Here is a 13,217-nt window from a genome sequence, read left to right on the forward strand (position 1 = left end):
GACAAACTAAATTACGGGAGGAAAAAAATGAAAATTTCTATATTAACGACCGGCACAAGAGGCGATACCCAACCATTTATCGCTTTAGGCAAAGAGCTGAAACAATTAGGACACGAAGTCAAACTCGCTGGGTTTGAAAACTATCAGCAATTAGTTGAAAGGCATGATCTGAAATTTCATCCCATAAAAGGAGACATTTCAGAAATATCTAAAGAAATGGCTAAACGTTCTATTAAGTCGAATAATCCAATCCAGTTTTTTACTAGCTTCCGTAAAATAAAGCCTCTTATCAAAGATAAGCAAATGAGAATGCAAGAAGACTTGTATGAAGCTTGTGATGATGCTGAAGCCATAATTTATCATCCAGGTGCTGCTATTGGAAAGTTTGTAGGAGAGCTTAAAGGTGTTCCTACTATCTTGGCATCTCCTTTCCCGATGGGACCCACAGAAGAGTACCCTGCTTTGATATTTTATCAAATGAAGTTTGGGAAAAAATTTAATTTATTTACTCACAAACTCTTTGAAAAGGGATTCTGGATGACGGTAAAACCATCGATTCGGCAGTATTGGAAAAAGCATTTTGATACTTTGCCTGAATCATTCCAAAATCCTTTCAGCAACGAACAAACAGAAGATTATCTAGCAATAGCTTCTGTCAGTCACCATGTGTTTCAAGAGCCTAAAAAAAATACCCGATGGTTTGGATATTGGTTCCTGGATGAAGACCTAAGTTCTTGGAATCCCCCTGAAGATCTTCAAAACTTTCTTTCGGAGGGGCGGCCACCGGTTTACGTCGGCTTCGGAAGTATTTATGATGACCAAGCTCTAGAAACTACGGAACTAGTTATAGATGCTCTGAGGAAAGCAGGTCAAAGAGGTATATTAGCAACAGGCTGGAACTCTACGGAAGGCATTGAAGGGACGGAGGATATGTATTTTATAGAAAGTGTCCCTCACTCCTGGCTTTTTCCTAAACTAGCAGGGGTGGTCCACCACGGTGGTGCAGGCACAACAGCTGCTGCTTTCCGCGCAGGTGTACCAAGTTTTGTCATCCCTCATGGAAATGATCAGTACGCATGGGGGAAAAGAACAGAAGAGTTGGGTGTGGGTCCATCCCCAGTGCCAAGAAAAAAACTGACAGTAGACAATATGACTGAAGGTTTACGTGGCATGCAACGTGAAGGAATTAAATCGAATGCTTACACATTAGGTAAGGATATTCAATTGGAGAATGGGGCTGGAGACGCTGCACGATATATTGATTCGTTTCTTCAAAGTTAGGAGGAGTCAATTCGGATAAAAGATTCAAATTTCTTGTGAATAATAATCAATAGAACCGTCCCCGCGGTTTATCATAAATAAAAAGTAATTCGTATGTTTGCCGAAGAGACTCCAAGTGAAAGAACTTAAAAAGTGTCAATTGACGATTCAATAGCTTTTCAGTTCTACAATTCTTTATCTTGGAGGAAATAGAGTATGTATAATGAAACGATTATATTGAATGTTGAGAATGATCAAGCCATATATCAATTGATAAAAAACGATACACAGTTAGGGAAACTGATTGCAATTATAGGAGATTTGACTATAACCCTATCGTCAGATCCATTTAGATCTTTAGTTAAAACTATTATTGACCAACAACTTTCTGTTAAAGCGGCAGGTACCATAAATAATCGAGTGGAAGAGCTTATGTGCGGAAACGTAACACCTTATGCCCTATCTATTTCTTCAGACGAATCCTTACGTAATGCGGGAGTGTCTTACAGAAAAATCTCTTATATTCGTGATTTAGTGGATAAAGTGTTAAAAGGTGATCTGAATTTTGAAGAGATGAATCAACTTCATAATAAAGAGGTTGTAGCTATGTTAACCAATGTCAAAGGAATTGGAAAATGGAGCGCTGAGATGTTTTTAATCTTTTCTTTAGGAAGAACGAATGTATTATCTTTAGATGATGTTGGGTTACAGCGGGCAGCTAAGTGGTTATATGGAGGAGAAGAAGGAAAGGAACTATTGAAGTCAAAAGCAGATTTATGGACCCCTCACTATACGATTGCATCCTTATATTTGTGGGAAGCAGTGAATAGAGACTTAGTAATAGAGTTTGAAAACATTGATATGACATAGTCTGAATCCTATATGTGGTGCGTGCCTGACCCCTATTTCAGTAACACTTTAGCGAACTGGGGTCAGGCACGCTTTTAATCACCAGCCAGCGCCAACTTGTGGTACCACGACCATGAGATGGGCATCACCTGACTCAACATGACGAACTACTTCAGCATATCAATCTCCCTTTATAAGGATAGTTATAGTTTTAACTTAGTTATAGCGAAGTAGTATCAGCCCCTTTTTAACTACCTAAGACTTTTTGCCTTACTTCAGCCATGTAAAGCGGAAAAACGAGTGGCGAGTCTGAGACCTTTGAACGAATAAGTTCTATACAAAATGTTTCAGGTTTAGATCTTAAGGAAAAAAGGTAAAATTTTTCCACAATAATAACTTTGGTGGTGGGAGGATTTTATGACAAAAAAAGCGCAAATACCAACAGTATCCCTCGTGGGTTTGCTGGCGTTGACGATTATTTTTGGTTGGTTTCGGTACGGCTATGGTTTGCTGTTCAGTGAATTCAAGGAAGAGTTTGGTCTTTCCACCTCTTTGTTAGGGGTGATCTCTAGTCTCACATTCGTGACCTTTTTGGCGGGGGCGTTGATTGTTGTGCTCTTTGTGGTCAAGTTTGGGGCACGGCATGTCATTATGGCAGGGATTATGACCGCTTCGACGGGATTATTGATTGCATCTCTTACGGATAATTGGGTGATCTTTGCTGCCGCTTGTTTACTTGCTGGGTTCAGCCCTGGTTTGACATGGTCTTCATTTTCCCAATGTGTTAATGAGCATTGCCCTATGAATATTCAGAAGAGGTCACTTGCTATCATCAGCACTGGATCTACGGTAGGGTTGATTATCATTTGCCTGATCTACTTATTCCTGGACGGAAATTGGCGATTGATCTGGGGCGGTGGAGCGGTTGCTGGATACCTCATTTATTGGTGGGCGTATAAAACAATACCTTATAAAAGTGAGACGCCGAGTGCTAAGAGAATCAGATTTGCTGACTTGAAGCCTTTACTGACCAGTGATAAAAAGCCATTTTATGCTTCGGCATTTTTATTCGGATTCACCGAATCGACGTATTGGACCTATTCTGCGGACTTTGTGCAGAAGAATTTTTCGATGGCTAATTCCAATGCGATCTTCTTCTTAATAACAGGAATAGGAGGGCTCGCAGGATTATTAGGTGGAGAGTTGATCAGTAGGTGGGGGATGCGGTTCACGTTCACTCTCACGATTATACTTTATTCCTTGAGTATGTCTGTCTTGTTCTTGTCTCAAGGGTGGTTGCTTGTCTGTTTCTCGGGGTTGACGTTTGGTATTTCCTTCATGCTATACGCCGCATACCTGCCGATCTGGAGTTCGAAAGTCTTTCCGAAATTCCCAGCCCAAGGCTTCGGCATCTGTATCATCGTGTTGAATATCGGCGCTATTCTCGGGCCGGCAGTGTTTGGGTGGATTTTGGCGTATTCTGCTTATAGTATGATCTTTTTATTACTAGGAATTGTCGGCTTATTAAAAGTGCTTTCGTTGCCTGTAGTAATGGAAGAGTTTTAAGAAGCCATTTGAAAAGGAGTAGTAAGCCTGTCTCTAAATTAGGGACAGGCTATAATTATTTTAATAGAAGCACATGCGGCTTATGAACCTAATAGGTGAATGTCGCCTCTTCTACACTTCTAAGTAAGAAGCATTTTTATTATTTTCCGGTGGTAACTATTGCAGAGATTCAGTAGAATGAGACACGTTGCTTAACGATTCAGCAATAGATCCGAATATGTGCTTATGAATAGACTTCCAGAATGAATGAAGTTAAAATCATAGTTCAACAGCCAGAATAAGAAGAAGGTGTTCATCATTTTACATAACCCAAAAGGGAAAGAAAGAATAGGTCTAGCGTTTTTACTAGGCATGCTTGGAATACTAGGACCACTCAACATCGATATGTATCTTCCGAGCTTTCCGGGGATTGCATCCGATCTAGAAACGAGTGCGTCACTCGTGCAGCTTAGTTTGACGACTTGTTTGATCGGGCTTGCGGTCGGTCAAATTGTTGTTGGACCCATCAGTGATTCGCAAGGGAGGAAGAAGCCATTAATCATCTTCCTATTCCTCTTCGCGGTGGCATCCTTTGCTTGTGCGCTTGCGCCGAATATTTATGTGCTCGTCATCGCTCGTTTCATTCAAGGCTTCACGGCTTCTGCCGGTGTCGTCCTTTCCAAGGCGGTCGTACGTGATGTATTTACAGGAAGGGCATTGACGAAGTTCTTCGCGTTATTGATGGTCATCAATGCTACGGCTCCGATGGTTGCGCCGATTACAGGTGGAGCGATTTTGCTGTTACCATTTGCTACATGGGAGACGATCTTCCTTTTCTTATGTATCGTAGGGTTCGCGATCGTGTTCACCGTGGCAGGCAAATTGCCAGAGACCCTTCCAGTAGAACAGAGGATTCCAAGTTCCGTGAAAGAGTCGATCCGGACTATTGGCCGTCTGTTGAAAGACCGATCTTTCATCGGTTACGCCTTAACAATCGGATTTGTACACGGCGGGAGTTTCGCTTACGTCTCGGGAACACCGTTCGTTTATCAGGGGATTTATGACGTATCGCCTCAGGCGTTCAGTTTCTTGTTCGGAGTGAACGGCCTCGCGATTATTACAGGTAGTTTTCTAGTCGGACGTCTTGGAGGCATTTTTCACGAGAGAAGCTTGCTCCGGGCTGCCGTAATCATTGCGGTGAGTGCAACTGGCTTTTTATTAGTCATGACGATTGTCGAAGGACCGCTGTATTCGATTGTTGTCCCAATCTTCATCTACATGACAGCGATGGGGATGGTGTTGACCAGTACGTTCACGCTTGCAATGGAGCATCAAGGCCACCGAGCAGGGAGTGCCAGTGCCGTGCTTGGCATGCTGCCTCTATTGTTCGGCGCGATGGTCTCGCCGCTAGTCGGTATTGATGAGACGACGGCTGTTCCGATGGGAGCTATTCTATTTACGACGGCTTCGATCGGTGCGACATTGTTCTTCACGTTGACGAAGAAAGACGCAAGAAAAGCATATGCGGGATAATAGGGAAGCTCTGCTCGTCCGGTTGGATGAAGCGGGGCTTTTATTATGGATGGAATGTAAGCTACAATCAATTAGAATGAAATAGAATGCATAGATCCATAGATATATTCAGTGAACTAGGAGGGAATCCATGACACACATCCTATTAGATGTAGACGACACGCTTTACGATCAGTTGACCCCTTTCAACAAAGCATACCAAGAACTCTTTGGTCACCTTGACGTGCCAGTCAATCAATTGTTTATACAAAGCAGGTATTACAGCGAAGAAGTCTTCGATGCAGTCAGCAATGGCGAGATGGATAAACACGAGATGCATATTTACCGCATCAGCAAAGCGTTTGCTTACTTTGGTATTGAGATTTCTCGGGAGGAAGCGGAGCGATTCCAAGGGTTATATGCTAAGCACCAAAAGGGGATAGAGCTTGCCCCTGAGATGGAAGAACTGCTGAACGAGGCAAAAGCGAGAGGGTTGAAGATCGGCATCATCACCAATGGACCTGGGGAGCACCAGGCGAATAAAGTTGAACAATTACAAATGAGAAACTGGGTGGATGAGAATCATATCTTCATCTCTGGAAAACTGGGGATCGCCAAGCCGAGCACGGAGATCTTCCGGATTGTAGAAGACAAGATGGGAATCAAGCCAGAGCATGCCTATTACTTCGGAGACTCTTACGGAAATGATGTTGTAGGTGCGAAGAAGGCCGGCTGGAACGCGGTGTGGGTGAACCGGAGAAAGCATACCATCCCTTCAGGTCAGGAACATCTGCCGGATTATAGGATAGATGAAGAGTCGAGTCCTGTGGATGTGCTTAGGAGAATACTTGGTCAAGAGTAGGCCGAGGTCTGTAACAAGCTTTTCTCATGTATAATAAAAGCAACATGCAAAACATCGAACGAGGCTTTACTATATCCAAGGGGGAAATAATCATGCGAAGAATCATCTTATCGACCGAAAGCGGTGCCGATTTGCCGAGTGATTTAGCTGCCAAGTATGATATTCAAGTCGTTCCCATGCACATCATTATGGACGGAAAAGATTATTTAGACGGTCATCTGCCAGTACAGGATATTTATGACTATTACGATCGTACGAAGAAGATACCCTCTACGACGGCCACCAACGCTCATGAGTACACTAAGTTCTTTGCGAATATAAGAGAGACTTTCCCGGATAGCATCATTGTTCATATCGGTTATACATCAAAAGCATCGTCTTCTTTTCAAAATGCTGTAATAGCTGCGGAAGATTTTGAAGACATTTTCCTCATTGATGCCCTGAACGTTACAGGCGGATTAGGCGCAATCGTATTACATGCCGCTCAAGTTTTAGAAAAAGAACCCGGCATCGAACCGGAACATTTAATAGAACAAATAGAGTCCACCGTCCCTAAATCAAGGCTTTCGTTTATCCCAGGTAGCCTCGAGTTTCTGAAAGCGGGTGGACGGGTGAGCAATATGGCTTCTCTGATCGGGACATTGTTGAAAATAAAGCCATGCATCGAATTGAAGGACGGAAAGCTAGTGTCTACAAAGAAGTACCGCGGGAAAATGAGTGGAGCTACTGAGAAACTGTTTCATGATTACTTGAAGGAATTCAATGTGGATCGGCATCAGCTCTATTTTATTTACTCGATCGGACTCGATGAAAGGATCAAGGAGCGGATGGATGAGTTGGCTGAAGAAAATGGTTTCGAGCATGTCCGATGGATCCAAGCGGGCGGCATGATTTCGACTCATTCTGGTCCTGGTGGTTTTGGAGTAGCAGGATTAGAAAAATAGTATGGGGGGTTCTTTTAATCTAATTTCCCTACAACGGTACACTAAAAGAGTAAGGTTGGAATTAGCAAAGCCTCCTATAAAAACTTCTAATACTTTCATGGTAGTTGGGGTTGTGGTGGCTGCTACAAATTATGATTATATGAAGTGATTGATTATCTAAAGATATCTCTAGTTGATTAACTTCAATCGGAAGGCGGATACGTCACTTATTCCGAGGTGGATGATCCTCGTGTGATTGGCAGGCGACAAATAATGAAGAAATATTGTATCCAACGACTAGCTATTTTGATACGCTTATATTCATCTTTGAATAAGAATAAAACAGTGAGATAAAGGTCTCAATAGTTATGCGAGTACATGATGAATTGATTTGACCAAAAGTGCTAGACGCATGGGACCGTAAGCATATGGGTGAGAAGCGCAAAAAGTTGGGAATGTAGGGGCTGTAAGAGGGTGTTTAAACGTCATAAAATTCAGAACTTTCCCAATTTAAAAAGAGCGCTGAACCCATTATACTTTAACTATACATTCTAAAAGAATTTTTGGGATGTAAATTTGTACTCGTGGAGGTTCACATGAAAGTATTCTGTAAACTCTCAGTAGTATTGGTTATGGTCCTTGCAACTTTTTTATCTTTTAACACGAACAAAGCACAAGCGAGCGTTCTAGAAGTTGATAGTAAATTGTTGAATTTGCTAGGTGACGTTAAGGACTCTACACAAGTAGAGGCAATCGTTACTTACGATGCACTTCCAACTGAAGGGCAATTGAATCTTCTTGAATCCTTAGGCCTTTCTTTGAAGGAGTTTAGCAAACTACCGGTTGTGGGCGTGAAAGGGACAGCCCTTCAAATCGAAAGTCTTTTAAATCAAAATCTAGACGCACTATCGATATACCCGAATAAGGATTTGGATTATTTAATGAAAGATAGTAGGAAGCTAATAGGGGTCGAAAGCGTTTGGGCTGATTTAGGTTATACAGGAGAAGGAACGACTGTAGCTGTCATAGATAGTGGGATTGATGGAACGCATCCAGATCTTCCGTACGGATCAAAAGTTATACAAAATGTTAAATTATTGGCTGGAAGCAGTATCTTTGGTCAAGAGGATTTATATCTTGAGAACGTACCTAATACAGATACGAGTTCAGGACACGGTACTCACGTAGCCGGCACAATTGCTGGGTTGGGAAATGCAAGCGAAGGACTTTATGCAGGCGTTGCGCCGGATGCGAAATTAGTTGGTTTAGGAGCTGGAGAAGGACTGAATATCCTTTGGGCTCTTGAAGGGTTTAACTATGCACTCGAACATCAAGAAGAATATGGGATTGATGTCATCAGTAATAGTTGGGGGACAACAGGAGAATATTCTCCTAATGACCCAATCAACGTAGCAAGCAAGGCAGCTCATGATAATGGAATGACAGTAACATTTGCAGCAGGAAATGCAGGACCTGAAGACAATACGTTGAACCCGTATTCTGCAGCTCCTTGGGTAATTTCTGTTGCTGCAGGGACAAAAGATAAGCAGTTGGCTGATTTCTCTTCCCGTGGTATAGCGGGTGATGCATTACTTCACCCGGATGTTACAGCACCAGGGGTAGATATCGTGGCAACCAAATCATCAACTGGTTTAATACTTAATACACTTGGAGCGATGAAAGATGTAGATTATATTGCTCCAGAAAATCTTCCTTACTATACGACATCTAGTGGCACGAGTATGGCAACACCTCACGTATCAGGGATCATAGCTCTAATGGAAGAAGCAAACCCTGATCTTAGTCCTGATCAGGCATTGGCACTTCTAGAAAATACGGCAGAGCCTATGCCAGGTTATCAGTACCATGAAGTGGGAGCGGGTTATGTTGATGCGTTTAAAGCGGTTCAGCAAGCTGAACAAACAGCTTCTGTTACAGCTGAATAAGCGTTTTAAGAAGGGATCTTCTTATGGAAGAGAAGAGTAGATTGACTTCATTCTTTATACAGAGAGCTTCGGTTGCTGAAAAGAAGCAAAGAATAGTTGATTGAATATGGTCTCTGAGCTGCGTAGCCGAGCCGCTATGGTGAAGCTATGACGAGATTTGGCACTCGTTATAAATGTCAGGGTATAAGGACTATTCAATAGTTCCGTACTTATGGAGGCTGACCATGTGAGTGGTTGGTGAATTAAGGTGGTAACACGATTTCAAACCTCGTCCTTAGACAGTTTCATCTGTCTGAGGGCGAGGTTTTTTTATATTTTACGAGGAGGTTTTCAGAATGAGTATTTTTATTGGAGGGGCTTGGCCCTATGCTAACGGATCACTGCATCTTGGCCATATCGTGAGTCTTTTACCTGGAGATATTTTAGCTAGGTACTACCGGTTGAAAGGCGAAAAGGTCCTATATGTTTCGGGAAGTGATTGTAATGGGACACCGATCGCCATCAAAGCAAAACAAGAGGGGGTTACGGTACAAGAGGTTGCCGATCGTTATCATCAAGAATTTGTGAATAGCTTTTCAGGGTTAGGTTTCACTTTTGATCAGTACACCCGAACAGATACAGAAAACCATCATGAAGTGGTCCAACAGATATTCCTGAAGCTATTAGATCAAGGGAAAATATATAAAGAAAACGTGGAACAGTGCTATTGCAACACATGTGCACAGTTTTTACCTGACCGCTTTGTGGAAGGAATTTGTCCGAATTGCAACAGTGAAGCGCGTGGTGATCAGTGCGATCATTGTTCTACAATGCTTGACCCGCTCGATTTGCATAAGAAAACGTGCAAAGTATGTGGTGATACTCCTGTAACGAAAACGACAGAGCATTTCTATTTTGAATTGAGTTCCTATCAGAAGGAGATAGAAGACTACGTGGCAGATGCTAAATCAGAAAATAGCTGGAGAAGTAATGCCGTACACTTAACGGAAAGATATCTAAAAGAAGGGCTGCATGATCGGGCGGCATCTAGAGATTTGAATAATGGTGTCCCGGTTCCCGTTCGTGGATACGCAGATAAGAAGATCTATGTTTGGATTGAAGCTGTTTCAGGTTATTATTCAGCAAGCATCGAGTGGGCGGAAGAAAACCAGGAAGATTACCAGCGTTTCTGGGGAAGTGATACAGTCTCTTACTATGTTCATGGTAAAGATAACATCCCTTTTCACTCTATTATCTGGCCAGCCATTCTACTGGGGATCGAGAATGAATCTCTTCCAAATCATATTGTTTCAAATGAATATCTGACGTTAGAGCATAAGAAGTTATCAACAAGTCGTAATTGGGCTGTTTGGGTGAATGATTTGTTAAAGCGATATGATCCGGACTCGATCCGCTATTTCCTGACAATCAATGCGCCAGAAAACAGAGATGCCGATTTTTCTTGGCGCGAATTTATTTATAGTCATAATAGTGAGTTGCTCGGGGCCTATGGAAACTTCGTGAATCGCACGTTGAAATTCATAGAGAAGTCGTTTGATGCTCAAGTTCCAGAAGGAGAAATCAACGAAGAGGTCAGAGTAGAAGTGAACCGACTCTATGAGAGAATCGGAACATTTATCGCGAATACGCAGTTCAAGAATTCTCTTGAAGAGATCTTTGACTGGATTCGCTATGGCAACAAGTATTTTGATGAACAAAAACCTTGGATTCAAGTGAAAGAGGACCGACAATCTTGTAAGGATACACTCGCTACGTGTACGTATATCATTGCTAATTTGGCACAACTCTTACATCCATTTCTTCCTTTCTCAAGTGAAAAGGTAAAGCGGATGCTGAACCTGGAGGATTTAGGGTGGGAAGAAGTAATTGTTGAAGACGTTCATTTGAATGAAATAAAACCTCTTTTTGATAGAATCGATAAGGAGACAATTAACGAGGAGTTAGAGGCTCTGTATAAACAAGTGAAGAAATGAAAGAGCGAGCATATCCTAAATAAATGAAACCTTACCATGATCAGCACGTATATCACATAACCCTTATTCCACACTTGAATGGAGGAGTCGATGATGAATATGATACAATGGTTCGACTGGATTACCCCGACCAATCCGTTGGCATCCTTATTTTTCGGTATTCTTTTTACCATCATCCTAGTTGTCATGGTTTGGTTTGAAACAAGAAGCGTGAGAACGACGTTCGTTACGGCCATAACAGGAATCCTTACGACGGGCATCGGAGTGGCCGTCTTACGTATAATTGGATTCTATGCGTGACGGGTTTCTGTGTTAGTCTCTTATCAAAAAGCGAGAACTTCTGAAATAGGGGGTTCCCGCTTTTTTTATGCCCATTTATCAAGAAGAGGGTTGTAAAACGACATTAGTGTCGTTATAATAAAAATAACAAAACGACAACGGTGTCGTTTTAGGGAGGAGCAAAACAATGAAGAAATTATTGAAAAACAAAGGGTACCTGACCTTGATGGGGGCACAGGCGATCTCAAGTATCGGTGACTGGCTCAGTATTGTCGCAATCATCACACTTGTCGGATTGAAATGGAACGCATCACCGATCGAAGTGTCATTCGTTATTCTCTGTCTGGCGGTGCCGATGGCGTTACTCGGACCGGTAGCTGGAATTGTGGCGGACCGCTTGAACAGGAAAGTGCTGATGATTGTCTCGGATGTTGTCCGGGCTGCGTTGATTCTGCTGCTGACTGTCGTGAGCGAATTGTGGATGGTCTATGCGATTCTACTTGCAGTCGGGGTGTTTTCTTCCGTCTTCATTCCAGCGAAGAATGGCAAGCTGAAAGAACTTGTCGATCAGAAAGATATGAAGGGGGCGATGTCTCTGACCTCGGTCATCGATTCGTCGACTAAAATCCTCGGACCTTTGTTGAGTGGTCTGCTCGTGACGCTGATGGGAGCGCAGATGGTCTTCATCATCGACTCAGGGACGTTCCTATTATCGGCGCTTCTTCTTTTGTTCCTTCCTAAAACACTCAAGGTTGTCGAAACGGAGAAAACAGAGAAGCAAGAATCGTTCAAGCAAGAGATGATTCTAGGGGCACGCTTCATTAAGTCGAGTCGGTTTATGGTTGCGGGTCTGTTGTTATTGGCAATCAGTTTGCTGATGGTGCAGCTGTCCGATTCACAGCTCATTGTCTTGCTTAGAGAATTGACCACGGCTTCTCCAGATTTGTTCGGCTACCTCGTGACAGCATCGGGATCCGGCATGTTCTTGGCAGGCGTTTATTTAACGAAAAAAACGGATTACAAGGCTTTTCCTCTCATGCTTATCGGGGTTTGTGGAATCGGACTGAGCTTTGGTATGCTAGGAGTATTCACGTATTTCGATCTCAGTTATTCGATTGTGTGGGCGGCATTGCTCGGATTTCTTGCTGGCTTCTCAGCAAGCCTGACCTTCGTTCCGTTTCAGGCGTCGGTCCAGGTCGAGACGCCTGTTCATATGACAGGGCGCGTCTTCGGTGTCGTCAATAGTGTGACAACGACCGCAACGATTATCGGACCATTGCTCGGTGGATGGATGGCGACGATCCTCGGAGTCATTCCGACATTCATCATCACCGCATCGTTGCTCGTCATCATCTCACTGATCGGATTACTGGCTAAAAATAAAGTAGAGAGAGGGAATGGCCATGTCTCCACGAGTGAGCGAGGAACATCTGAAGCAACGTCGGGCTAGCATTCTGAAGGCCGCGACGGACGTTTTTATCGAGCACGGCTATGAACATACGACGATGAAGCACGTCATGGAAGCGGCAGGAGTAAGTCGGGGAGGTCTCTATCAATACTTTTCCAATAAAGAGGATTTGTTCGAGGCGATTCTGGAAGAAGGACTGAATGAAGAAGCGCATCAATCATTGGAGTCGCTGAAGCAATCGTCTGCTTCGCACTGGCACTTGCTCATGCAAGTCATGTTCGGAGAGGACGCGACACCAGATGCCGAAATGGACCCACTCTCTCCTAGTAAGCTCGAATTTTTCATCACAGGAAGAAATGATGAGCGGAGAAGGGCATACGGGACGAAGCGCTATGAAATCGGACTCAAGATTTATGCGGACATCATTGAAGCGGGGCAGAAAGAAGGCGAGTTCCGAACAACGTATGAACCCGACCTCATAGCACGCTCCATCATCACGTTCGTCGACGGTCTTGCACTCGATCATGCCATGCTGCCAGAAGACAAAGTGCTTGTAAAAGAACAATCCGCCTTGTTCGTCGATTATTTGAATATGGCTTTACGTGGGGACGGTTCTCCTGTTCGGGAATAGAAGGGGACTTGTCTTGCTACGTGGGAAAC

General features: G+C 43.2%; 11 protein-coding genes. All 11 read left to right on the plus strand.

Annotation, left to right across the window (positions count from 1 at the left end; all coding sequences use genetic code 11):
- The first annotated feature begins 27 nt into the window (after nucleotides 1-27).
- A complete protein-coding gene (locus tag H0266_RS13135) occupies nucleotides 28-1,281 on the plus strand; it encodes a glycosyltransferase (protein WP_181472897.1) in 1,254 nt (417 codons plus the stop codon).
- Between the two features lie 195 nt (nucleotides 1,282-1,476).
- On the plus strand, nucleotides 1,477-2,130 hold the full coding sequence (locus tag H0266_RS13140) for a DNA-3-methyladenine glycosylase family protein (RefSeq protein ID WP_181472898.1): 654 nt from the start codon (nucleotides 1,477-1,479) through the stop codon (nucleotides 2,128-2,130).
- Between the two features lie 396 nt (nucleotides 2,131-2,526).
- On the plus strand, nucleotides 2,527-3,675 hold the full coding sequence (locus H0266_RS13145) for an MFS transporter (RefSeq protein WP_181472899.1): 1,149 nt from the start codon (nucleotides 2,527-2,529) through the stop codon (nucleotides 3,673-3,675).
- Nucleotides 3,676-3,972: 297 nt separating this feature from the next.
- The gene (locus tag H0266_RS13150; protein WP_181473580.1) at nucleotides 3,973-5,187 is read left to right on the plus strand and encodes a Bcr/CflA family efflux MFS transporter; all 1,215 of its coding nucleotides are present in this window, start codon (nucleotides 3,973-3,975) and stop codon (nucleotides 5,185-5,187) included.
- 130 nt (nucleotides 5,188-5,317) lie between these two features.
- Nucleotides 5,318-6,028 (plus strand): HAD family hydrolase, encoded by a 711-nt coding sequence (locus tag H0266_RS13155; protein ID WP_181472900.1) that lies wholly within the window; start codon nucleotides 5,318-5,320, stop codon nucleotides 6,026-6,028.
- Nucleotides 6,029-6,120: 92 nt separating this feature from the next.
- Nucleotides 6,121-6,972 carry a DegV family protein gene (locus H0266_RS13160; RefSeq protein ID WP_181472901.1) on the plus strand — a complete coding sequence of 284 codons (852 nt, stop codon included), beginning with the start codon at nucleotides 6,121-6,123 and terminating at the stop codon, nucleotides 6,970-6,972.
- Nucleotides 6,973-7,547: 575 nt separating this feature from the next.
- The gene (locus tag H0266_RS13165) at nucleotides 7,548-8,897 is read left to right on the plus strand and encodes a S8 family peptidase (RefSeq protein WP_181472902.1); all 1,350 of its coding nucleotides are present in this window, start codon (nucleotides 7,548-7,550) and stop codon (nucleotides 8,895-8,897) included.
- A gap of 335 nt (nucleotides 8,898-9,232) precedes the next feature.
- Nucleotides 9,233-10,870, plus strand: coding sequence for a methionine--tRNA ligase (gene metG / locus H0266_RS13170; protein WP_181472903.1), 1,638 nt, complete (start codon nucleotides 9,233-9,235; stop codon nucleotides 10,868-10,870).
- Between the two features lie 93 nt (nucleotides 10,871-10,963).
- Entirely contained in the window at nucleotides 10,964-11,170 is a 207-nt protein-coding gene (locus H0266_RS13175; protein ID WP_181472904.1) for a hypothetical protein, read from the plus strand.
- A gap of 166 nt (nucleotides 11,171-11,336) precedes the next feature.
- Nucleotides 11,337-12,599, plus strand: a complete 1,263-nt coding sequence (locus H0266_RS13180; protein WP_181472905.1) for an MFS transporter — start codon at nucleotides 11,337-11,339, stop codon at nucleotides 12,597-12,599.
- Nucleotides 12,565-13,188: a TetR/AcrR family transcriptional regulator gene (locus tag H0266_RS13185; RefSeq protein WP_343063285.1), complete on the plus strand. Its 624-nt coding sequence runs from the start codon at nucleotides 12,565-12,567 to the stop codon at nucleotides 13,186-13,188. The genes H0266_RS13180 and H0266_RS13185 overlap by 35 nt, the downstream gene beginning before the upstream one ends.
- Nucleotides 13,189-13,217: the final 29 nt, after the last annotated feature.

This window comes from Halobacillus locisalis (assembly GCF_013694105.1).
Classification (GTDB): domain Bacteria; phylum Bacillota; class Bacilli; order Bacillales; family Halobacillaceae; genus Halobacillus; species Halobacillus locisalis.